Source organism: Rhodanobacter ginsengisoli, from assembly GCF_042657065.1.
Taxonomy (GTDB): Bacteria; Pseudomonadota; Gammaproteobacteria; order Xanthomonadales; family Rhodanobacteraceae; genus Rhodanobacter; species Rhodanobacter ginsengisoli.
The window spans coordinates 327917-351391 of record NZ_JBHSNF010000002.1; the positions used below are offsets into that span (position 1 = coordinate 327917).

The window sequence follows — 23475 nt, forward strand, 5'->3', positions numbered from 1 at the left end:
CAACAACTTGATCCCTTCAGCATGTTAGGCTCACGCCCTTATGCATGCGCCATTCGACGACTCCACGCCGCGTCACGTCCTGACCCCCAGCTCGCTCAACCGGCTGGTGCGCGACCTGCTGGGCGATGCCCTGCCGCAGGTGTGGATCGAGGGCGAACTGTCGAACGTGGCCAGGCCCGCCTCCGGGCATCTGTACTTCACCCTGAAGGACAGCGGGGCGCAGGTACGCTGCGCGATGTTCAAGCCGAAGGCGGCCGCGCTGCGCTTCCGTCCGGTCGACGGGCTGCAGGTGCTGCTGCGCGCCAAGGTCGGCCTGTACGAGCCGCGCGGCGAGTTCCAGCTGGTCGCCGAATACATGGAGCTGGCCGGCGAAGGCGCGTTGCAGCGCGAGTTCGAACAGCTGAAGGCACGGCTGGATGCGGAAGGCCTGTTCGAGCCCGGCCGCAAGCGCGCCCTGCCCCGTTTCGCGCGACGCATCGGCGTGATCACCTCGGCCACCGGCGCGGCGGTGCGCGACGTGCTGAGCGTGCTGACGCGGCGCTGGCCGCTGGCCGATGTCGAGGTGTTGCCGGTGCCGGTGCAGGGTCGCGAGGCGCCGCCGGCGATCGTGTCGATGCTGCGCAAGGCCTCCGCCAGCGGTCGCTACGACGTGCTGCTGCTGACCCGCGGCGGCGGCTCGCTGGAAGACCTGTGGGCGTTCAACGAGGAAGCGGTGGCGCGAGCGATCCATGCCAGCGCGGTGCCGGTGGTCTCCGCGGTCGGTCACGAGATCGACTTCAGCATCGCCGATTTCGTCGCCGACCTGCGCGCCCCTACGCCGTCGGCGGCGGCCGAATTGCTGGTGCCCGACGCAGTCGCGATCGAGCGCCACCTGCAGCAGCTGCAGCAGCGCATGATCACCCTGCAGCAGCGGCGGCTGCAGGCCTGCGCGCAACGACTCGATCATCTGCAGGCCCGCCTGCAGGCGCAGCGACCGCAGGCGCGGCTGGCGCGCGACCACGAACGACTGCTGCATCTGCAGCGCCGGCTGGCCAGCGTGCTGCGCGAGCAGAGCCAGCGTCGCCACACCCGCCTGGAACGGCTGCACGCGCGCCTGCTGGCGCAGCATCCCAGCACCCGCCTGGAGCTGCTGGCGCGACGGCTGGCCGAGCAGGACCAGCGCCTGCGCCGCGCCATCACCCTCGTGCTGGAACGCCGGCAGACCCGCTTGCGCCATGCCGGCCACGCGCTGCACGCGGTCAGTCCGCTGGCCACGCTGGAGCGCGGCTACGCGATCCTGTTCGACGCCAACGGCCAGGTGTTGCGCTCGGCCAGGAACGTGGCCGTCGGCACCCCGCTGCGCGCGCGCCTGGCCGACGGCGAACTGGGGTTGCGGGTGGAGGAGGCTGCGAAGCCTCGCGGGTAGTCGCGCAGCAACTGACACCCGTGCCGCCCCTAGCCTGCCAGTATTCCCTCGATGGCGGCGACCGCCGTGGCAAGGCCGTCTTCGCGGGCAATACGCCGACCAAGCTCGGCCGCACGCGTAACGACGGTTTCCCGCGCGACAAAATCGAGGGCTGCAGCAAGCGCCGCAGCATCCGGGCTTGCTGCCGAGAGCGCCACCGGCGCCACGCCCAGCCGACGAAGGCGATCTGCCCAGAACGCCTGATCACCGGCGAACGGCATGACGATGGAGGGCTTGCCTGCCTGCAGGGCCGAGTGGGTAGTTCCCGACCCTCCGTGGTGGATCACCGCGATCATCCGTGGAAACAGCCAATCGTGCGGGGTGGCGTCGATGCACAGGACATTGTCCGGAAGGCTCACGCCGCCCATCCCGTTCCACCCCGGCCAGAACACGGCGCGCCGCCCGTCCAGCGCCGCGATCACCGCATCGAGCATGGCAGGCATGTCGATGCCGGTCATGCTGCCAAAGCCCACGTAGACCGGCGCAGTGCCAGCGGCAAGGAACGCCGCCAAGACCGGGGGCGGCGCATAGCTTTCACCCGTCGGCGGCAACCACTGGCCACACAGCCTGGCATTTGCCGGCCAGTCCGCTGGCGATGGCAGCAGCGTCGGCGAGATGCCGTAGAGCACGGGCAGATCCTTCCACACGGTTTTTCGCGGCGGCAAGGCCAGCACCTCCGCCCGTGCACGGTTGAGTGCCTTCTTGAAGGCCAGCCAGAACAGCTTGTTGGTGAACGCGAGGCTGGCCCGGTTCAACCAGGCGGGAACCCAGGCCGGCGGCAGAAAGGGCGAAGGAAACTCGCGCGACGGCGTAAGCGGGATCATCCCCGCGATGACGGCTGGGACCTTGAGGTACTCGGCTACCGAAAGCCCGACAAAGCCGGCCAGGCCCGACGTCACGATGGCGTCGCAACCTTCCGCCGCGGCCAGCGTCTCCCGCATCCACGCGGCCGTATGCCTGTTGGTCAACGCCACCATGGCCTTGGCCGTGCCGCGCGGTCCTTGTCGTCCCCACTCGGCAAACAGCTCGCGGATGTCGCCGGAAAGCGGCGTGGCTGGAATCCCGAGCGCATGCGCCGTGCCCAAGGTTCGCGCGTCACCAAGCAGAACCACCTCATGGCCCGCTTCGCGCAAGGCATGACCCAGGGCGGCCAGCGGGCGCGTATCGCCCTCGGTGCCGTAGGTCAGAAGTACGAGCTTCATGTCTCGCTCCCATGTAAAGTAAACGACGTGTACTTTACACGCCGTCGAGTGTCTGAGCCATGCCTTCTTCCCGTCCGCGTCCCCGGCCATCGAGCCGCGCCGAATTGCCCGAGCACATGGGCCTCGTTGCGCGCCAATTGTTCGCATCGCGCGGCTATGCCCAGGTGACCATGGAGCAGGTCGCCGCCCAGGCCGGCGTATCCAAGCGCACTCTGTACAAATACTTTCCGGCCAAAGAGGCCTTGCTGGAACACACGCTGGAAGCTTCCCTGTCGAAAGACCTCGCAGCACGCGACTTCAGCCAGCACGAGCGCGCCGGCTTCCGCGCCGGCGCCACGGCGATGCTGCACGAGTCCGCGCACTGGTGCGAACAGCACGCGGATATCCTGCTGCCTTACATCCGCTACAAGTTCGCCAATTTCGACCCGGGCGCGAAGCCGAAGGAAGATCGCGGCCTGCTTCCACTCTGGGTGATGCTGATCGACGCCGCCCAGGATCGCGGCGAGGTGGCGCCGCAGCATCGCTCCGAACAGCTGGGCATCTATTTCCACTACCTCTACCTGGGTGCCCTGATGCGCTGGCTCAGCAAGCCGGGCCTCGACCTGCGGCAAGAGTTCGACATGGTGATCGAGCTGTTCATGGACGGGGCGGCGGCCGGCGTGAATTGACGTTCGGCAAGGTGGCGCATGGCCATGCAGCCTTGCATCGCCCCGTGGAGAGCCTCGACATCATGCCCGTGCGGCCGTACGCAGCCGGCGCGAAAACCGGCTTCGCGCACTGGCAAACGGCCGCAGCTCACGACCCCTGAACGCCACGGCGCCCTATGCTTGCCGGATCGCATCCGCAGGCAAGCACCATGCTGAACAAGTCCTACCCCTACTACCTCGCAAACCAGCCGCGGATGTCGAAGGAAATGCTGGACGTGCGCGACAAGTACAGCGGCAAGGTCGCCACGCGGGTCGCGGTGCCGGATGCGAAAGCCGTCGAAAAGGCGATCGCCGCCGCGGTGAACGCCACCACGCCGATGCGCCAGTTCAAACCGTGGGCCCGCCAGGCCGTGCTGCAGCATTGCGCGACGCGTTTCGCCGAGCGCCGCGACGAGCTGGCCGAAGCGCTGTGCATCGAAGCGGGCAAGCCGATCAAGGATGCCGCCGGCGAGGTCACCCGCCTGATCGAGACGTTCCGGATCGCCGCCGAGGAAGCGGTGCGCATCAACGGCGAAACGCTGAACCTGGAACTGGCTTCGCGTCTGGACGGCTATCACGGCTACACGAAACGCGTGCCGCTGGGACCGCTCGCGTTCATCACGCCATTCAATTTCCCGCTGAACCTGGTCGCCCACAAGGTGGCGCCGGCGATCGCCGCCGGCTGCCCGTTCGTGCTGAAGCCGGCGGAGAAGACCCCGATCGGCGCGCTGATCATCGGCGAGGTGCTGGCCGAGACCGACCTGCCCAGGGGTGCCTTTTCGATCCTCACCCTGGACGGCCAGCATGCCGCGCCGCTGGTCGAGGACGAGCGCTTCAAGCTGCTTTCGTTCACCGGCGGCCAGATCGGCTGGGAGCTGAAGACCCGCGCCGGGCGCAAGAAGGTGGTGCTGGAACTGGGCGGCAACGCCGCCTGCATCGTCGATGCGGATCAGGGCCCGCATCTGGACCGCGTGGTCGAGCGGCTGGTGTTCGGCGCGTTCTACCAGTCCGGCCAGAGCTGCATCGGGGTGCAGCGCATCTATGCGCATGCCGACGTCTACGAAGCGCTGAAGCGCAAGCTGGTCGCCGCCACGCGCAAGCTCAAGTCCGGCGATCCGAAAAGGAAGGACGTGTTCCTCGGCCCGATGATCGACGAGGCCGCCGCCGAACGCCTGCACGGCTGGATCGTCGAAGCGAGGAAAGCCGGCGGCAGGATCCTCTGCGGCGGACGGCGCGAGGGCAACATGCTCGAGGCCACCCTGATGGAGGACGTGCCGGCCGAGGCGAAGGCGAACCGAAGGGAAGCGTTCGGGCCGTTCGCCCTGCTCGCCCCCTTCACACATTTCGACGAAGCCATCGCGCTGGTCAACGACTCCGACTACGGCCTGCAGGCGGGCATCTTCACCGACAGCCTCGAGCACGCGATGCGCGCCTGGAACGAGCTGGAGCAAGGCGGCGTGATCGTCAACGACGTGCCCAGTTTCCGCGTCGACAACATGCCGTACGGCGGCATCAAGCTGTCGGGCCTGGGTCGCGAAGGCGTCCGCTACGCGATCGAGGACATGACCGAAGTCCGCCTGATGGTGATGCGCGAGTCGTGAGGCGACGGCGGGCCCGCAGTGCTCATCCGCGCGCAGGCCCACCCGCCGCGCGGCGCAATTGCTCCACATCGCGCAGCGGCGGCGCGCCGTACTGGCGACTGTATTCGCGGCTGAACTGCGAGGGGCTTTCGTAGCCCACCCGATGAGCGGCCGAAGCCACGTCGCAGCGCTCGGTCAGCAGCAGCCGTCGCGCTTCCTGCAGACGCAGCTGCTTCTGGTATTGCAGCGGACTCATCGCAGTGATCGCGCGGAAGTGATGATGCAGCGATGAGGAACTCATGTTCACCGTTCCGGCCAGCTCCTCGATGCGCAAGGGCTGGTGGTAATGGTTCTTCAGCCATTCGATCGCACCGGAGACCTGGTGGCTGCGACTGCCCGCCGTCATCACGTGGCGCAGGCGCGGTCCCTGCTCGCTCACCAGCAGCCGGTACAGCAGCTCGCGTTCGATCAACGGCGCCAGTACCGGCAGATCGCGCGGGGTTTCCAGCAACCGCGCCAGGCGCAGCATCGACTCCAGCAGGCCTGCGTCGAGCGGACCCACGGCGATGCCACGCCGCACTTCGCCGCCCAGCTCGGGCAATTCGACTTCGGCCAGCAGGTCGCCGATCTGCCGTGCGTCGAAGCGCAGCATCGCGCTCAGGAAGGGCCGCTGCGGCGACGCGTCCACGATCTGCGAGGCCACCGGCAGGTCGATCGAAGTCACCAGGTAACTCGACGTGTCGTAGCGATACGTTTCTCCGCCGACCAGCAACTGTTTCGTTCCCTGCGCCACCAGCACCAGGCCGGGCTGGTACATGCAGCACATCCTGGCGCCGGGATCCTCGGCGCGGAACAGGGTCAGCGCGGGCAAGGCGGTCTCGTGCGTGCCGTCGACGCGGGCCAGCCGGTCGATGATGGTCGCCAGTTCCGCCCGGTCGCGCTGCATGCGAGCGATGGAAACGTCTGGCGGAAGCTCGTGGGTCATGCAGGTACCGTGCGCGGGAAGACGATTGCAAGATTGCCTGATCCTGCGCCAGCCGGCGAGAGCAAATCAGCCGTTTTGCAGGATCGGGCAAGGATCCGACAGGATCCGGCTATCGGGTGCAAAGCCCCACCACGCATACTTCCCGCCCTGTCCCATCCACTCCCGCTGGAGAAACACATGCCCCAGAACATCCGTGGCTACGCTGCCCAATCCGCCGCCACCCCGCTGGCACCGTACAGCTTCGAGCGGCGCGACCCGCGCCCGGACGATGTGGTGGTCGACATCCTGTACTGCGGCGTCTGCCACTCCGACCTGCACACCGCACGCAACGAATGGCAGGGCACCCGCTATCCGGTCGTGCCGGGCCACGAGATCATCGGCAGGGTCAGCGCCGTGGGCGCCGAGGTCAGCCGGTTCAAGGTGGGCGACATGGTCGGCGTCGGCTGCATGGTCGACTCCTGCCAGCACTGCGCCGCCTGCGACCAGGGCCTGGAGCAGTACTGTGCCGAGGTGCCCACATTCACCTACAACAGCAAGGACCGCCAGGACGGCCGCATGACCTACGGCGGCTACTCCGAGCGCATCGTGGCGTCGGACAAGTTCGTGCTGCGCCTGTCGGACAAGCTCGATCCGAAGTCCGCCGCGCCGCTGCTGTGCGCCGGCATCACCACCTGGTCGCCGCTGAAGCACTGGAAGGTCGGCCCCGGCAGCAAGGTCGCCGTGGTGGGGCTGGGCGGGCTCGGCCACATGGGCCTGAAGTTCGCCAAGGCGCTCGGGGCCGACGTGACCCTGTTCACCCGCTCGCCGTCCAAGGAGGACGAAGCCCGCCGGCTCGGTGCCGACCACGTGGTGCTGTCCACCGACGAGGCGCAGATGAAAGCCGTGGCCGGCCGCTTCGACTTCATCCTCGACACGGTGCCGCAACAGCATGACCTGAATCCGTACCTGGCCACGCTGAAAATCGACGGCGTGCACGTGTTGGTCGGCCTAGTCGAGCCGATCGATCCGCCGGTGCATGCGGGCAACCTCATCTTCGGTCGCCGCTCGCTCGCCGGCTCGCTGATCGGCGGTATCGCCGAAACGCAGGAGATGCTGGATTTCTGCGCCGAGCACGGAATCAGCGCCGACGTCGAGATGATCGACATCCAGGACATCAACGACGCCTACGAGCGGATGCTCAAGAGCGACGTGCGCTATCGCTTCGTGATCGACCTGGCCTCGATCGACAAGGCGGCGTAACCGGCACCGGCCACTGCCCCGCGCGGTGGCCGGTGGCTACAACGCCCCGGCGCGCGTCGCCCGCACGTTCCAGCCCATCGCGTTGTACAGGTGATAACGGGCGATGCCGGCGTATTCGTGCAGGGCCAGGTCGGTCATGGCGAGGTTGTACGACAGCGGCAACCACGACAGCACGCCGCTCACATAGTCCGCCCGCACCGGCACGGCGCGTATGCCGAAATGCGCGAAATACAGCATGCCCCGGCGCAGGTGGAAACCCGACGACACCAGCAGCACCCGGTCGGCTCCCCAGGCCTTCAGCAGCGGCGCGCTGAACTGCGCGTTCTGCCAGGTATTCATGCTGTGCGGCTCCAGCAGCAGGTCGCCGGCATCCACGCCCAGCCGCTGCAGGTCCGCGGCATAGATCGCCGCCTCGGACTGGCCCAGGCCACGCGCATCGCCGCCGCTGACCTCGAGCCTGCACTGTCGCCCGGCCTGGCGGCAGGCGCGATACAGGGCGGCGGCCTCGCCGATGCGCCCGTACGCGAACAGGCTCGGCTCCACCCGGCCGCTGCCGGCCACCCGCACCGTGCCCGCCCCCAGCAGCACGATCGCATTGCGTTGCCCCCAGCTGACCGGTGCATTCACCGCATGCTCCGCCTGCAGTGCGCCCAGCAGGCCGATCGGCAGCGGGCCGCAACCTGCCGCCAGCAGCAGGATCAGCGCCAGCGCCAGCACCCCGCCGCTGCAGCGGCGCCAGCGCAGCCACGCCAGCAGCACGGCGAGCAGGACCAGACCAAGCAATACATCGAGGATCATCGGGACGACCGGTGCGAAGGCAGCAGGAATGCTGCCCCCGATTATGCCGATGCGGCCGCCGCGACGGTGGGCAGGCGGGCGAACTTTGGGTAGGCTTCGGTCGTCACCGGGAGGCGCGCCATGACTACCCTCGTGTTCGTCCACGGCTGGAGCGTCAGCAATACCTCGACCTACGGTCAGCTGCCCCGGCAACTGCAGCAGCAGGCGGCCGCCGCGGGTCTGCCGCTGACGCTGGCGGACATCTGGCTGTCCGAATACGTGAGTTTCGACGACGCGGTGACCATGCGCGATCTGGTGCGCGCGTTCGACCATGCGCTGCGCGACCTGCACCTGCTCGACGCCAGCTTCGCCTGCATCACCCACTCCACCGGCGGCCCGGTGGTGCGCGAATGGGCGCGCGCGCAGCGGGACAAGCCCGCGATCCACAGCACGATCCGGCTCAGTCACCTGGTGATGCTGGCGCCGGCGAACTTCGGTTCCGCCCTGGCGCAGCTCGGCAAGGGCATGCTGGGTCGGCTGAAGTCCTGGTTTGCCGGGGTGGAGCCGGGCCAGCGGATCCTGGACTGGCTGGAACTGGGCAGTGCCGAATCGCTGTCGCTGAACCTGGACCATATCCACAGCGACGATCCCGTCAGCCGCGGACAATTCCAGTTCGTGCTGATCGGCGACCGCCCGGACCGCTCGCTGTACGACCACCTCAACAGCTATACCGGCGAGGACGGCTCCGACGGCGTGGTGCGCCTCGCCGCCGCCAACCTCAATGCACAGCACGCCGTGCTGACGCCGCAGGCCAGCAGCCCGGGCACCACCGACACGCTGGCGCTCACCCTCAGCCGCGGCCCGCGCAGCGCGTTCAAGCTGATCGCCGGCGCGGCCCATTCCGGCGATACCCACGGCATCATGGCGAGCGCCGCACCCGCCACCGTGCAGGGCGTGCTGCGTTGCCTGCAGGTCCGCAGCGCCACCGACTATGCCGCGCTGTGCGACGCGTTCGAGCAGGAGAATGCCGCCCGCGACGCGGACAAGGTGGAGCTGGAACCGGCCGGCCCGTTCGCCCCGCGCGTGCACATCCACGATCCGCGCAGCCTGCTGATCGTGCGGCTGGCCGACGAGGCCGGCGAACCGCTGACCGGCGCCGGCTTCCTGCTCACCGCCGGTGCGCAGGCCAGTGCCGACCTGATGCCGGAGGGCTTCATGCTCGACCGCCAGGCCAACTCGAAGCAGCGCACCACGATCTCGCTGTTCCTCGACCACGCCCTGCTGGCCGGCGACGACCGCGTGGCCGACCCGCGAAATACGCGCAAGACCCTGCGCCCCGCCGTGAGCAGCCACCGGCCCTACGGCGCCAGCGTGCAACCGATCGACCTGGCCGGCCTGGTCCACCATGCGCTGGCCGGAAGCGCCGGCAGCGACGACCTGTTCAACCTGCTCGGTCCGCACCAGACCACCGTGCTCGACGTGGTGCTGCCGCGCAAGATCCACGAGGGCGTGTTCCGGCTGACCGGGAATCTGGACCCGCAGGATTTTCGCAAGCCGGTGCCCGGTGCCGTGATCAGCTGAACGGTCGGCCATACCCGCCACGCACGACCCTCACCGGCTGCCCCGGACCCGATTAAACTGCCGCTGCACACTGGCGACTCACCGCGCTCGCCGATCTCTCCAAGGCATGCAGAAAAAACCGATCTTCTTCGACCCCACCGGCCGACGCGCCACGCATGTCTCGCGACTGGCGTTGATCGCCGGCGTGGTCAGCACGCTGTTCGTGGTGGCCTGCGCCGTCAGCCTGTTCGTCGGGCCCAGCATGAGTGCACTGCACCTGGGCAAGACCCGGCATCCGCTGGCCGGGGTGAAGGCGGCTGCGCCGGAACTGCTGAAACCGGCCGCCAGGCTGGCCGCCGAAGTGCGCGCCCGGCAGAAGCTGCTGCATTCCTCGCGCACTCATGCCACGAAACCGGCGGCCCTGCATGTCCCGCCGCCGTCGTTGAACAAGCCCGCCGACCGGCCGCTGGCGATCGGCTTCTACGTCAACTGGGATGACAGCAGCTATCCGTCGCTGAAACGTGCGCTGCCCCGGCTGGACTGGGTGATTCCCACCTGGATGAGCATGAGCGGCCCCGACATGGCGCTGCGCACCAGCATCGACGCCCGGGCGCTGAACCTGATCCGCACGCAGAAGCCGTCCACCCCGATCCTGCCGCTGCTGCAGAACGCGGCCAACGGCAGTTGGGACGGCAAGGGCCTGGCCCGCATGCTGGCCGATCCGGCCGTGCGCCAGGCACGCATCACGCAGATCGTGGGCTTCATCGCCGCCAACCACTTCCAGGGTGTGACGATCGACTTCGAGGAAGTGCCGGAGGCCTCGCAGAAGGATCTCAAGGCCTTCCTGACCGAACTCAACGATGCGTTCGACCCGCACGGCTGGGGCATCGTGCTGTCGGTGCCGTTCGACGACGCCGCATGGGATTACGCCGGCTACGCCGACATCGTCGACTTCGAGCTGCTGATGGCCTACGACCAGCACTGGGCCGGCAAGGATCCGGGCAGCATCGCCGGCGAAGACTGGTTCGAGCGCACGCTCGAGCAGCGCATGAAGGTACTCGACCCGGACCAGACCATCGTCGCGATCGGAAGCTACGGCTATGACTGGGCGCAAGGGAAGAATGCCGAGACGCTGACCTTCCAGGACGCGATGGATCGCGCCGCCGATGCCCAGGCCGACATCAGCTTCGACCCGGACAGCCAGAATCCGCATTTCTCCTACAGCGAGGACGACGGCACCGCGCACCAGGTGTGGTTTCTCGATGGCGTCACCGCGTACAACCAGGTCCACGCCGCCGACGACTACAAGCCCTACGGCTATGCACTGTGGCGGCTGGGTTCGGAGGACCCGTCGATCTGGTCGGTACTGGGCCAGCGCTACGGCACCCCGGCGTCCGCCCAGCTGGACACCATCGGCAAGGGCGAGGACATCGACATCGAAGGCCAGGGCGAAGTGCTCGAGATCGCCTCCTCGCCGTCGCCGGGCGCGCGCACCGTCACGCTGGACAAGGACGACGGCAGCATCGACGACGAGAGCTACGGCAGCCTGCCCACCTCGTATGTGATCCAGCGCGCCGGCACCCTGCCGCACAAGATCGCGCTGACCTTCGACGACGGCCCCGATGCGGAATGGACCCCGCAGATCCTCGACATCCTCAAGGCGAAGCATGTGCCGGCGACCTTCTTCATCATCGGCTCGAGCGCCGAGATGTCGCCGCGACTGGTCCAGCGCGAGGTCGACGAAGGCGATGACGTGGGCAACCACACCTTCACCCACCCCAACCTGGGCGAGAGCCCGCCGGGCATCGTGTCGCTGGAACTCAACGCCACCCAGCGGCTGTTCGAGGCGCTCACCGGCCGCTCGATGCGACTGTTCCGCGCACCCTACTTCGGCGACGCCGAACCGACCACCGCCGACGAACTGGTGCCGATCGAGATCGCGCAGAAGATGGGCTACATCTCGGTCGGCCTGCACATCGACCCGGATGACTGGCAGCGCCCCGGTACCGACCAGATCGTCAACAGCGTGCTGACCGAGATTGCCACCGCCAACCCGGATCGCAAGGGTCAGGTGGTGCTGCTGCACGATGGCGGTGGCGACCGCTCGCAGACGGTGGCCGCGCTGCCGCGCATCATCGACGGCCTGCGCGCGGAAGGCTACGAGTTCGTCACCGTGTCGACTCTGGCCGGGCTGACCCGCGACCAGACCATGCCACCGCTGCCGCCCGGTTCGCTGGCGCGCTGGGCGGATCGCTCGGTTTTCCTGACCGTGGGCCTGTTCGGCCATTTCCTGCGCTGGCTGCTGGTCACCGCGATCACCCTGGGCGTGGCCCGCCTGCTGCTGCTCGGCGGGCTGGCCCTGCTCAACCGCGTGCGCGAGCGGCGCCGCACCCTGCCCGTGCTGGGCGACAACCCGCCGCTGGTGTCGGTGCTGATCCCCGCCTACAACGAGGAGAAGGTGATCGCCAGCTCGATCCGCCAGATCCTCAGGAGCCGCTACGCGAACCTCGAGGTCATCGTCGTCGACGACGGCTCGGCCGATGCCACCTCCGCGGTGGTCCGCCAGCACTACGCGAACGAACCGCGCGTGCGGCTGATCACCATCCCCAATGGCGGCAAGGCCCACGCCGTCAACACGGCACTGCACCAGTCACACGGCGAGGTGGTGGTGGCGCTGGACGCCGACACCCAGTTCGAACCGAACACGATTCCGCGGCTGGTGCGCTGGTTCACCGACCCGAAGGTCGGTGCGGTGGCCGGCAACGCCAAGGTCGGCAACCGGATCAACCTGATCACCGTGTGGCAGGCGCTGGAATACATCACCGCGCAGAACCTGGAGCGGCGCGCGCTGGCCGCACTCGGCGCCATCACCGTGGTGCCCGGCGCCGTCGGCGCCTGGCGGCGCGAGGCGCTGGAACGGCTCGGCGGCTTCCCCGCCGATACCCTGGCCGAGGATCAGGACCTCACCCTCGCCGTGCAGAAAGCCGGTTACCACACCCTGTTCGACAGCGAGGCGATCGCCTGGACCGAAGCGCCGGATACGGCAAGGGGACTCGCCCGCCAACGCTTCCGCTGGGCCTATGGCACCCTGCAATGCCTGTGGAAGCACCGCGACGCCACCTTCCGGCCGCGCTATGGCGCGCTCGGCATGATCGCGCTGCCGCAGGTGTGGCTGTTCCAGATCCTGTTCTCGGTGGTGTCGCCGCTGGTCGACCTGGTGCTGGTCTGGCAGATCGTCGCCACCGGCCTCGACTACCTGCAGCACCGCGGCCAGTTCAACGACGAGAACCTGCTGAAGATGCTGGTCTTCTACGCCGCGTTCATGGCGGTCGACCTCGCCGCGGCCGCGCTCGCCTTCGCGATGGAGAAGAAGGAGAAGTGGAGCCTGATGTGGTGGCTGGTGCTGCAGCGCTTCGGCTACCGCCAGCTGATGTACTACGTGGTGGTGCGCTCGGTATGGACGGCCATCCGTGGCCCCTCGGTGGGCTGGGGCAAGCAGGAGCGCAAGGCGACCGTGAACACCGCCGAGGAAGTCAAGCTGTAGACGGCGCCGGCTGGACCGACCTTTCAGGAATGCGCCATGCCCGGGCGCTTCACCGCGGCTGGGTCCCTGGCACTTCGCATGGTCCGGACCGCCGTTCCGCCCCGGGCATTCCGGCGCGCGCCGTTCAAGCCGTGGGCGATGGCGTGAGCCAATGTTCCCCGAACACCTGCGCCGCCACCGGTCGGCCGAAGTGATAGCCCTGGGCGTTGTCGCACCCCAGCGCACGCAGCGCCGCGGCCTGGTCTTCGTGCTCGACGCCTTCGGCCGTCGTCTTCAGGCCGAGGCTGCGCGCCATGACGATGATGGTGGTGACGATCGTATGGTCATTGACGTCGACGAGCATGTTCTGCACGAACGAGATATCTATCTTGATCTGGTCCGCGGCGAATCGTTTCAGGTAGGACAACGATGAGTAGCCGGTGCCGAAATCGTCGATGGACAGGCCGAAGCCGGCGGCGCCGAGCGACTCCAGCACCTGCACGGCGCGCTCCGGGTCGCGCATCATGCTGCTTTCGGTCAGCTCCAGGTCGAATCGAGCGGGACTGAGCCGCGCCTGCTGCACGATCCCGAGCAGGCGATCGACGACACCCGGATCTTCCATCTGGATGGCCGAAACGTTGATCGCGAGCCTGCCCTCGAAGCGCATGCCAGCGGCCTCCCAGGCGTTCAACTGACGACAGGCTTCGCGCAACACCCAGTCGCCGAGCTCGTTCATCATGCCGCGCTCTTCGGCGACGGGAATGAACTCGGCCGGGCTGACCCAGCCGAGCTCGGGATCGTTCCAGCGCAACAGAGCTTCCGCCCCGATCACGCAGCCGCGGCCCAGGTCGAACTGCGGCTGGTAGTAAAGCTGCAGCTTGCCGCCGTCCAGTGCCTGCCGCAATCGCTTGGCAAGCGTCAATCGCTTCGCCAGATCGGTACCCATCGCCGCCTGATACAGGCGATAGCCACCGCCGGCGGACTTGGCCTGGTACATGGCGATGTCCGCGTGCTTGATCAGATCCTCCGAGGTCTCGCCATCGGCGGGATAGAGCGCGATGCCGATGCTGGCGCCGACCACATAGGCATGCCCGTGCAGATCCAGCGGCTCGACCAGCGCCTGGCAAAACTGCGCCGCGATGAGAACGGCCGCCTCGGCATCGATGTTCTCGGCGATCAGGACGAATTCGTCGCCGCCCATCCGCGCGAGGGTTCCTTCCTGTCGGGATACGCTGCGCAAACGCCGCGCGACTTCGGCCAGTGCCATGTCGCCCACGGCGTGCCCCTGGCTGTCGTTGATCTCCTTGAAGCGGTCCAGGTCGAGGAACAGGATCGCGCCGTGGCTTTCATGGCGTTTCGAGGCCACCAGCGTCTGCTCGAGCCGATCGATGAACAGCGCGCGATTCGGCAGTCCGGTGAGCACATCGTAGAACGCCAGTTGCTCGATCCGCGCCGCCTGGACTTTCTGGCCGCTGACGTCGGCGATGGTCATCACGAAGTGACTGGGAACGCCCAGTGCGTCATGCACCGTCGCCACCGACATGGCCATCGGATACGACTCGCCGGATTTCTTCATCCCCAGCACTTCGCCGCGCCAGCGGCCGTCGCCGACCACGCTGCCCTGCCTCCCCCCGGGATGTCCCGGGCCGGTACGATCCGGATAGAGGAAGTCCGGCTCGCGACCGACGATTTCCTCTGCCGAAAAACCGGTCAGGGTTTCGAAGCTCTCGTTGACCATGAGCACGCGATTGTCGAGGTCGGTGACCATGATGCCTTCGATGCCCTGCTCGAACACCACCTTGGCCAGGCGCTGGTCTTCGTGGTGGCGGGCGCGTTCGATCGCGATCGCTGCCAGCCCTGCCGACTGCCGGATCAGCTGGATCTCCTCCGGGGTCGGCGCCAGGGGCTCGCGCCGGTAGATCGCGAATGTCCCCAATACCTTGTTGTCCGCCGAAAGGATCGGATGCGACCAGCACGCCCGGATGCCGGCCCTTGCCGCCAGCTCGCGCCACGGCAGCCAGTCCGGACTGGTCATCACGTCTTCGGTGACCACCATGCGCCCGGTGAATGCTGCCACCCCGCAGGAGCCCTCGCCCGGGCCGATGGCGGCACCGTCGATGGCCTCGTTGAACCAGGCCGGCAGGCTGGGCGCCGCAGCGAGCCGCAGGCGCTTGCCGTCGGCAGACAAGATCAGGATCGAACACAGCAGGCCATCGGCTTGCTGCTCGGCGAACGCAGCCAGCGACGACAGGATGACCTCGATCGCCGCCTCCGCCGTGATCAGGCCGAGCGTATCGATGTAGTGCCGCTGCCACCGCTCGGCGCGCTTGTGCTCGGTGATGTCCTCGATTTGCGCGATGTGGTGCTTCGGCCGGCCAAGGTTGTCCCTGACCAGGGACACCACGAGACGGACCTGCACGATGCTGCCGTTCTTGTGGAAGTAGCGCTTCTCCATCTTGTAACTGGTGATGTCGCCGGCGACCAGCCGGCGCAACTGGCTGAGGTCGGGCTCGATGTCGTCGGGATGGGTGATGTCCTGGAACGTCATCTGCAACAGCTCGGCTTCCGTGTACCCGACGATCGCGCAGTGACTGGCGTTGACCTTGAGGTAATGGCCCCGGTCCAGGCCGATCAGGGCCATGCCGATGGCGGAATGCTCGAACGCGCTCTTGAATTGCTCCTCGCTTTCCCGAACGTCTTGCTGAACCTGCTTCAGCTCGATCGCCGAGGCGATCTGGTCGGAGACGAACCGCAACAATTCCTTGTCCTTCTCGGTATAGCGCCCGCTCCCCGAGTAGCTCTGCACGGTCAGCACGCCGATGTTGCCGTGGCTGGTCCTGAGTGGAATGCCCAGCCAGTTGATGTCTTCGCCGCCGATGATCGCCACATCGGGGTACGCCGCCATCGCACCGATCGTTTCCGGCGACAGCATCAGGGGCTCGCCCGACTGCAGCACCAGGCCGGTGAGCCCGCGAAAATCCTTCAGCCTGCGCGGCTCCGGCCGCGGATTCGACTCATCGATCCAATACGGAAAACTCAGGACATCGGAGACGCTGTCGTACAGCGCCACATAAAAATTCCGGGCGGGCAGCAGCTCGCTGATGATGCCGTGGATGGCCTGGAACAACCCCTGCAGGTCGATCGCCGAATGGGCGGCCTCCGATATCCGATGCAGCGCCGTCTGCACCCTTTCGGCACGGACGCGATCGCTGATGTCGCGAAGGAAGGCCGCGAACATCCGGCTGCCGTCGATCTCGATCTCGCCGCCGGAAATCTCCAGTGGAAACTCGCGGCCGTCCCGATGCAGTCCGATGGTCTGCACGACCCGCCAATCGTGGCGTTCGTCGCCACGGGACGGCTGAGGGTCCAGTACGCCCGGGTGCCCCTCGCCGAAGCGCTCCGGCTGCAGCATGGCCAGCGGCTGCCCGAGGGCCTGGTCCAGCGGATAACCGAAGACTTCAAGAAATGACGGATTGGCGTAGCGGATCCTGCTCTGCCCATCGATGACGATCACGGCATCGGCGGCGGCCTCCCACAGCTGCCGGAAGTGCGATTCGCCGAGATGGGGTTGCGGATGAACGGGCGAGTGCTTGTCCAAGTCTCGTTGCTCTGTGCATGGGGCTTCCCTACCGAAACCACTCTACGCCCAACCTGAACCGATGGCACGCCGATGGTCTCGCCATCGTGCGTGGCACGATGGCGAGACCGACTTGAAGATCGCGTGACGAGGCGTCCTCGCGCCGCTGCAAGCTCGAATGCCCGCCTGCCGGTCTCGGGTGGCGGGTATCGACTGCCGGCCCCGTAGGGGGCGGCGCGGCGTGCCCGCCCGCTCCGCGCTCAGCCGTTCCCGCGCACCCGCATCGTCAGGCCCTTCAGGAAATTCCGCAGCAGCTGGTCGCCGCACAGACGGAAATTCTTGTGGTCGGGCTGGCGGAACAGCGCGCTGAGTTCGGGCTTGGTGGCAGGGAAGTTGGCCGCCTCCAGGATCTCGTGCATGTCGACGTCCTTCAGCTCGAACGCCACGCGCAGCTTCTTCAGCACCACGTTGTTGGTGACGCGCTTCTCCGGCGGGCGCGGCGGGCGGCTTTCGTCCTTGCCGCGCCGGTAGAACACCAGGCCGTCGAGGAACAGCGCCAGCACCTTGTTGCTGCACTCGGCGTAGCCGGGCTCCTCGTCCTTCTTCAGGAACGCCTGCACGTCCTCCTTTTCGATCGGATAGGCCGCGTCGGCCAGATGGATCAGCTCCACCACCTTGCCGTCGCTGAGATCGAGCATGTAGCGGATCGCGCGCAGTACGTCGTTGTTGATCATGTCGTTCCGATGAGTCTTGCCGAGGACGCCATGCTACCGCGCCGCGCCCTTCCCGATTAACCCCATCGACGTGATGCCGGCGTTTCACCTTGCACTACCCGCAGGAGAACCGCCCCATGAACCTCATCGCGCTGTTGCGCACCCTGCTGCTTGCCCTGCTGGTGATCCTGACGGGCTGCAGCACCTCGAAACCCTCCTCCGACGCCGCGCCGGCACAGCGCGCGAAAGCGACTGGCAAAGCGCCGCCGGTGGCCACCGTCGTATCGCGCCAGACCGGGGTGCCCCGGCCCGGTGCCGTCGCCGACAAGGCCGTGAACGAGGTCGCGGCGATGCCGGCCGGACTGCCGCCACCGCCACCACCGGCCGTGATGCAGCGCCTGGCGATGAGCCAGGGCATGCCGTCGCGCGCCCCGCTAGCCGCGCCGCCGATGCTGCGGGCATTCCAGCCGATGCCGGGCGAGATCGACCGCGAGCACTACATCCACCGCGACAGCAACCCGGTGCAGCTGGTCAGCGAGCAGCCGGTATCCACCTTCAGCATCGACGTGGACACCGGCTCGTACACCAACGTGCGGCGCATGTTGAACGAAGGCCAGCTGCCACCGGCCGATGCGGTGCGCGCGGAGGAGTTCATCAACTATTTCGACTACGGCTACACCCCGCCGGCCGACCGCACGCAGCCGTTCAGCGTCACCACCGAGCTGGCCCCGGCGCCATGGAATGCACAGCGCCAGCTGCTGCTGGTCGGCATCCAGGGCTATCGCGTGCCGAAGGCGGAGATTCCCGCCTCGAACCTGGTGTTCCTGATCGACACCTCCGGCTCGATGAACGAACCGGACAAGCTGCCGTTGCTGCAGGCCTCGCTGAAACAGCTTGTGCGCGAGTTGCGCCCGCAGGATCACGTGGCGATCGTCACCTACGCGGGTGATGCCGGGGTCGCCCTGCCGTCCACCGCCGGCGACCGGCAGGCCGCCATCGACGCGGCGATCGACGGCCTCGGCGCGGGCGGTTCCACCAACGGCGGCGCGGGCATCGAGCTGGCCTACGCGCAGGCCGAACAGGGCTTCATCAAGGGTGGCGTGAACCGGGTGATCCTGGCCACCGACGGCGACTTCAACGTCGGCACGGTGAACCAGGAAGCGCTGAAGACGCTGGTCGAGGATCACCGCAAGAGCGGCGTGGCGCTGACCACGCTGGGCTTCGGCGAAGGCAACTACAACGATGCGATGGCGGTGATGCTGGCCGATGTCGGCAACGGCAGCCACCACTACATCGACAGCCTGCAGGAGGGGCGCCGCGTGCTGGTCGACGAGATGTCCGCCACCCTGCTGACGATCGCGAAGGACGTGAAGATCCAGATCGAGTTCAACCCGGCCCAGGTGCAGGAATACCGCCTGATCGGCTATGAGAAGCGCATGCTGAAGCGCGAGGATTTCAACAACGACAAGGTCGATGCCGGCGAGATCGGTGCCGGCGCCAACGTCACCGCGATCTACGAGATCACTCCGAAGGGATCCGCCGGCGCGCGCATCGATCCGCTGCGCTACGGTGCACATGCCGCGCCTTCCCAAGGCGGTCGCGAACTGGCCTTCCTGCGTCTGCGCTACAAGTTGCCGGGACACTCCGCCAGCAAGCTGATCGAACGGCCGATCGCGGCGCAGGCCGAGGCGCGACCCGGCGAGCGCCTGCGCTACGCCGCCGCGGTGGCCGCGTTCGCCGACGCCCTGCGCGGCGGCAAGTACCTGGAGGGTTTCGGTTACCCGCAGATCGCCCAGCTCGCCCAGGGCGCACGCGGCGACGATGCCGACGGCTACCGCGCCGGCTTCGTGCAGCTGGTGAAACTGGCCGGAGGGCTGGCCACACCGACTCATGGCACTGAAGACACCGCCGCGCGTTGAGTTTTCCGGCCCGGCCGGACGGGCAGCAGCGATGACGGCAGCCAGCATCCCCGCTGCCGTCTTCCCCCGCCGCTGCCGTCCGACCGGGTCGGACCCGGGCAGCCCATGCGAGCGGACGGATGCGGCGATCGCCGCCGCCATCCCTCCGCCACATGGAGTCCTACCCGGCCATGCTCGATTTCGCTTACCCTCGCTCCCCATGGATGCTGCGGTCGATCCCGATGCGATGCTGATGCTGGCCTATGCGCGGGGCGACCTGGCTGCGTTCGAGACGCTGTACGCGCGGCACCGCGGCATGCTGTACCGCTTCCTGCTGCGCAGCGTGCGCGACCCGCATCGCACCGACGAGCTGTTCCAGGAAACCTGGAGCCGGGTGATCAGCGCGCGGGCACGCTACCAGCCACAGGCGAAGTTCAGCACCTGGCTGCTGCAGATCGCGCACAACCTGATGATCGACAACGTCCGCCGCCAGCGCCCGATGACCGGTGGCGAGGAAGCCGAGGTCGCGCTGGCGAACGTCGCCACCCCGGAACGCGAGCAGCCCGATCATGCGCTGTCCGAATTCGAGCGCCGGCGCAGCCTGCAGCGGGCGATCGAACAACTGCCGCACAAGCAGCGCACCGCGGTGCTGCTGCGGCTGGAACAGGAACTCAGCCTGGAGGAGATTGCCGCGATCACCGGCGCCGGCCGCGAGACGGTGAAGTCGCGCCTGCGCTATGCCATGAACCGACTACGCGAAGTGCTGTCCGAATGACCACCCCAATGCCACCGACGGATCCGCCGACCCCGGACGGGAAGCTGCCCGGCGAAGCCGAACTGGCCGCGCTGTATCGGCAGCTGCCGCAGCACGAACCCGGTCCCGCGCTGGATGCCGCCGTGCTGCGCGCCGCGGCGCAGGCACTGGCCGCACAGGACGCCGCAGCCGCGCTCGAGCGTCGCAAGGCGCCGCGCGAACGCGGCGACTGGGTACATCCGAAAGCGGAAGCCGTCGCCACGGTCACCCCGATCCGGCCGCGCGAACCCGCAGCTGCCGGACGCCGGGGCGCACCGCGCTGGCTGATCGGCCTGGGCAGTGCGGCCAGCCTGGTGCTGGTGGCCGGACTGGCCTGGCGCATGCGTCAGGTGCCGCCGTCGAGCCCCGCGCCGGTCGAGCAGACCGCGGGCGCCCCGACGACCGCGATGCCCCCCGCGCCCTCGGCGACTCGCAACGAACCGATGCCGCCACCAGCGCCGATGCGCCAGCGCACGCCGCCGCCGGCCGAGCGTATGGCCTATGCCCCCGCTGCCGCACCGATGGCGAAATCGCGGGGCGGCGAGAACAAACCCGTGGCCGGCAACGCAATGAAGGTCGTGGCTCCGCCGGTCGTCGCCGAGGCCCCCGCGCCGCCGCCGCCCGCGCAGGTCGCGTCGCGGGCGCCGCGCGATGCCATGGCCACCGCGGACCGGGCCAGCGCCGGGGCCGCCGCGCCGATGACGATGCAGGCGGCACCGGCGCCACCCGCGGCCGAAGCGGATACCGGTGTCGTCACCGCGGCCCGCCCCGGCGACACGCCGGCGCAGGAGCTGGACAAGATCCGGCAGCTGTTCGCGCAAGGCCACGACGACGAGGCGCGCCAGCGACTGCGCGCGTTCCGGCAGGCCCATCCGCGCTGGACGCTGCCGCCGGAGCTGCAAGCGCAACTGCGCCAGCCATGAGCGGGACGCTGTTCACGCTGGTCCAGCGCTGCCGCCATCAGGAAGAAATAAAGAAGAGCCGCTTCCTCGCCCAGGCCGCGCCGGTGAGCTCCGGCGAACAGGCGCTGGCGTTCCTGCGCGAGGTGAGCGACCCCGCCGCCACGCACAATTGCTGGGCCTACTGCATCGGCCAGGACTACCGCTTCAACGACGACGGCGAACCCGGCGGCACCGCCGGACGGCCGATCCTGCAGGCGATCGAAGGGCAGCAGATGGATGGCGTGGTGGTCGTGGTGACGCGCTGGTACGGCGGCATCAAGCTCGGTGCCGGCGGACTGGTGCGCGCCTACGGCGGCACCGCGGCGGAATGCCTGCGCCAGGCGGACCGCGTCCCGATCGTGGCGATGGCACGGCTTGGCCTGCACTGCGAATTCGCCGAGCTGGCGTTGCTCAAGGCACGGCTGAAAGAGTTGCAGGCCGAGGTCGAGCAGGAGGACTTCGCTGCCGACGGCGTCGAGCTGCAGCTGCGCCTGCCGGACCACCGGGTCGACGAGGTCCACGCGCTGATCGCCGACATCAGCCGCGGCCGCAGCGTGGCCCGACGCCTCGACTGAAGCCACACTCGGCAACGGCAAGGATTGAATCGGCCGGCGCACGCCCCACCTTGCATGGGATTGCCCGCGCCCGCGCGGACCCGCGCCCTTCCCGATCCGCCTGCGAGAGCCCATGAGCGCTGCCAGCACCGACACGCCCCGCCCTTCCCGTCGCATCGGCGCCCTGCGCGGACTGTGGCCCTTCCTGAAACCGCATCGTGCACTGGCCATCGGCTGGCTGGTGTTCCTGGGCCTGTCCTCGGGCGCGTCGCTGGTGCTGCCGCTGGCGTTCCGCCACATCATCGACCAGGGCTTCGGGCATTCCAGCCAGACGGTGATCAACAGCACGTTCATCGCGCTGTTCGGCGTGGCCCTGGTGCTGGCGGTGGCTACGGCGGCACGCTACTTCTGCATCACCCTGCTCAGCGAGCGCGCGCTCGCCTCGCTGCGACAGACGCTTTACGCGCAGGTGATCCGGCTCGACGTGGGCTTCTTCGAACGCAGCCGCGTCGGCGAACTGCTGTCGCGCCTGAGCGCCGATACCGAAGTGGTGCAGGCGCTGATCGGCTCGGGCGTGTCGGTCGCGCTGCGCAGCGCCGTGATGCTGATCGGCGCGGCGGTGGCGATGGTGTGGACCGCACCGTCGCTGGCCGCCCTCACCGCACTGGTGATTCCCGCGGTGATGTTGCCGATCCTGGTATTCGGCCGGCGCGTGCAGAAACTCTCGCGTGCCAGCCAGGACCGCCTGGCCGACGCCGCGGCAATCGCCAACGAGACGCTCAACGCCTCCACCGCGGTGAAGGCGTATGCGCGCGAGGACATCGAGAGCACCCGCTACGGCAGCGCGATCCTGCGCGCCCTGGCCACCGCGCGCCGGCGCATCGGCATGCGCGCGCTGCTGACCATGGCGGTGATCGTGCTGGTGTTCGGCGCGATCACCCTGGTGCTGTGGGCCGGCGCCCGCCACGTGCTGGCCGGCACGCTGGACGCCGGCGTGCTGGGCCAGTTCGTGCTGTACGCGGTGTTCGCCGCCGGCTCGGTGGCCGGCCTGTCCGAAGTGTGGGGCGACGTGTTGCGCGCGGCCGGCGCGATGGAGCGCCTGGGCGAACTGCTGGACGAGCGCGCCGAGATCGTCGACCCGGCCCGGCCGCTGGCCCTGCCCCGGCCGGTCAGCGGCGCGCTGCGCTTCGACGGGGTCAGCTTCCACTATCCGACCCGACCCAACACCGCCGCGCTGCACGACTTCACGCTGGAAGTGCGCCCGGGCGAAACCGTGGCCCTGGTCGGCCCCTCGGGTGCGGGCAAGAGCACGGTGTTCTCGCTGCTGCTGCGCTTCTACGATCCGCAAAGCGGCAGCATCAGCCTCGACGGCATCGACCTGCGCGCGGTGACCCTGGCCGACCTGCGCGGCGCGATCGCGCTGGTGCCGCAGGAGACGGTGATCTTCAGCGGCAGCGCCGCCGACAACATCCGCTTCGGCCGCGAAGGCGCCAGCGACGAGGAAGTGCGCGAAGCAGCCCGTGCCGCCGAAGCCCACGACTTCATCAGCGCGCTGGACAACGGCTACGACGCCGAGATGGGCGAGCGTGGCGTGCGCCTCTCCGGCGGCCAGCGCCAGCGCATCGCGATCGCTCGCGCGATCCTGCGCGACGCCCCGCTGCTGCTGCTCGACGAAGCCACCTCGGCGCTCGACGCGCAATCCGAAGCGGCGATCCAGCAGGCGCTGGAACGCCTCGAAAAAGGCCGCACCACCCTCGTCATCGCCCACCGCCTCGCCACCGTGCAACGCGCCGACCGCATCGTCGTGCTGGACGGCGGTCGCATCGTGGCGCAAGGCACGCACGAAAGCCTGCTGGCCGAAGGTGGCCTGTACGCGGAGCTGGCACGGTTGCAGTTCGTGGCGTGAGGGCTGGTGCGAGGCGTCAGTTGCCGGTCACTCGCGCGGCAGGAAGCCGGGCGAGTCCAGCCGCTCATCGTCAGCGCATCGACGAACCCGGTCCGGC

The 23475-nt window shown here is 68.3% G+C and carries 16 protein-coding genes; 11 read left to right on the top strand and 5 right to left on the bottom strand.

The window, feature by feature from the left end:
- The first annotated feature begins 40 nt into the window (after positions 1-40).
- Positions 41-1405: an exodeoxyribonuclease VII large subunit gene (xseA, locus tag ACFPPA_RS10665; RefSeq protein ID WP_377319745.1), complete on the top strand. Its 1365-nt coding sequence runs from the start codon at positions 41-43 to the stop codon at positions 1403-1405.
- Between the two features lie 29 nt (positions 1406-1434).
- Here the strand turns inward: xseA and ACFPPA_RS10670 are convergent, their stop codons facing one another.
- Positions 1435-2646 carry a glycosyltransferase gene (locus tag ACFPPA_RS10670; RefSeq protein WP_377319746.1) on the bottom strand — a complete coding sequence of 404 codons (1212 nt, stop codon included), beginning with the start codon at positions 2644-2646 and terminating at the stop codon, positions 1435-1437.
- 59 nt (positions 2647-2705) lie between these two features.
- On the opposite strand from ACFPPA_RS10670, the gene ACFPPA_RS10675 reads away from it, so the two are divergent.
- Together ACFPPA_RS10675 and ACFPPA_RS10680 are read left to right on the top strand one after the other, a co-directional pair.
- The gene (locus tag ACFPPA_RS10675) at positions 2706-3314 is read left to right on the top strand and encodes a TetR/AcrR family transcriptional regulator (RefSeq protein ID WP_377319747.1); all 609 of its coding nucleotides are present in this window, start codon (positions 2706-2708) and stop codon (positions 3312-3314) included.
- A gap of 188 nt (positions 3315-3502) precedes the next feature.
- On the top strand, positions 3503-4933 hold the full coding sequence (locus tag ACFPPA_RS10680) for an aldehyde dehydrogenase family protein (protein ID WP_377319748.1): 1431 nt from the start codon (positions 3503-3505) through the stop codon (positions 4931-4933).
- 22 nt (positions 4934-4955) lie between these two features.
- On the opposite strand, the gene ACFPPA_RS10685 is transcribed toward ACFPPA_RS10680, so the two are convergent.
- Entirely contained in the window at positions 4956-5897 is a 942-nt protein-coding gene (locus ACFPPA_RS10685) for an AraC family transcriptional regulator (protein WP_377319749.1), read from the bottom strand.
- A gap of 177 nt (positions 5898-6074) precedes the next feature.
- Between ACFPPA_RS10685 and ACFPPA_RS10690 the strand changes: the two genes are divergently transcribed.
- Positions 6075-7136, top strand: a complete 1062-nt coding sequence (locus ACFPPA_RS10690; protein WP_377319750.1) for an NAD(P)-dependent alcohol dehydrogenase — start codon at positions 6075-6077, stop codon at positions 7134-7136.
- 36 nt (positions 7137-7172) lie between these two features.
- On the opposite strand, the gene ACFPPA_RS10695 is transcribed toward ACFPPA_RS10690, so the two are convergent.
- On the bottom strand, positions 7173-7934 hold the full coding sequence (locus ACFPPA_RS10695; RefSeq protein ID WP_377319751.1) for a YdcF family protein: 762 nt from the start codon (positions 7932-7934) through the stop codon (positions 7173-7175).
- A 120-nt stretch (positions 7935-8054) separates the two neighbouring features.
- Between ACFPPA_RS10695 and ACFPPA_RS10700 the strand changes: the two genes are divergently transcribed.
- Positions 8055-9494, top strand: a complete 1440-nt coding sequence (locus ACFPPA_RS10700) for a lipase family protein (RefSeq protein ID WP_377319752.1) — start codon at positions 8055-8057, stop codon at positions 9492-9494.
- A 106-nt stretch (positions 9495-9600) separates the two neighbouring features.
- On the top strand, positions 9601-13017 hold the full coding sequence (locus tag ACFPPA_RS10705) for a trifunctional glycoside hydrolase family 18/polysaccharide deacetylase/glycosyltransferase family 2 protein (RefSeq protein WP_377319753.1): 3417 nt from the start codon (positions 9601-9603) through the stop codon (positions 13015-13017).
- 124 nt (positions 13018-13141) lie between these two features.
- Here ACFPPA_RS10705 and ACFPPA_RS10710 read toward each other — a convergent pair whose 3' ends face one another.
- Together ACFPPA_RS10710 and ACFPPA_RS10715 are read right to left on the bottom strand one after the other, a co-directional pair.
- The gene (locus ACFPPA_RS10710; RefSeq protein ID WP_377319754.1) at positions 13142-16594 is read right to left on the bottom strand and encodes an EAL domain-containing protein; all 3453 of its coding nucleotides are present in this window, start codon (positions 16592-16594) and stop codon (positions 13142-13144) included.
- A 239-nt stretch (positions 16595-16833) separates the two neighbouring features.
- Complete coding sequence (locus tag ACFPPA_RS10715) at positions 16834-17307, bottom strand: YehS family protein (RefSeq protein ID WP_377319755.1); 474 nt, start codon at positions 17305-17307, stop codon at positions 16834-16836.
- 116 nt (positions 17308-17423) lie between these two features.
- Here ACFPPA_RS10715 and ACFPPA_RS10720 point away from each other — a divergent pair, with 116 nt between their 5' ends.
- The 5 genes from ACFPPA_RS10720 (at position 17424) to ACFPPA_RS10740 (ending at position 23378) form a co-directional block, all read left to right on the top strand.
- Positions 17424-19205 (top strand): vWA domain-containing protein, encoded by a 1782-nt coding sequence (locus ACFPPA_RS10720; RefSeq protein ID WP_377319756.1) that lies wholly within the window; start codon positions 17424-17426, stop codon positions 19203-19205.
- A 199-nt stretch (positions 19206-19404) separates the two neighbouring features.
- The gene (locus ACFPPA_RS10725; RefSeq protein ID WP_377319757.1) at positions 19405-19959 is read left to right on the top strand and encodes an RNA polymerase sigma factor; all 555 of its coding nucleotides are present in this window, start codon (positions 19405-19407) and stop codon (positions 19957-19959) included.
- Complete coding sequence (locus ACFPPA_RS10730; RefSeq protein ID WP_377319758.1) at positions 19956-20900, top strand: hypothetical protein; 945 nt, start codon at positions 19956-19958, stop codon at positions 20898-20900. The genes ACFPPA_RS10725 and ACFPPA_RS10730 overlap by 4 nt, the downstream gene beginning before the upstream one ends.
- Positions 20897-21493, top strand: coding sequence for an IMPACT family protein (locus tag ACFPPA_RS10735; RefSeq protein ID WP_377319759.1), 597 nt, complete (start codon positions 20897-20899; stop codon positions 21491-21493). The genes ACFPPA_RS10730 and ACFPPA_RS10735 overlap by 4 nt, the downstream gene beginning before the upstream one ends.
- Positions 21494-21605: 112 nt before the next feature.
- Positions 21606-23378: an ABC transporter transmembrane domain-containing protein gene (locus ACFPPA_RS10740; protein WP_377319760.1), complete on the top strand. Its 1773-nt coding sequence runs from the start codon at positions 21606-21608 to the stop codon at positions 23376-23378.
- The last annotated feature ends 97 nt before the right edge of the window (positions 23379-23475 follow it).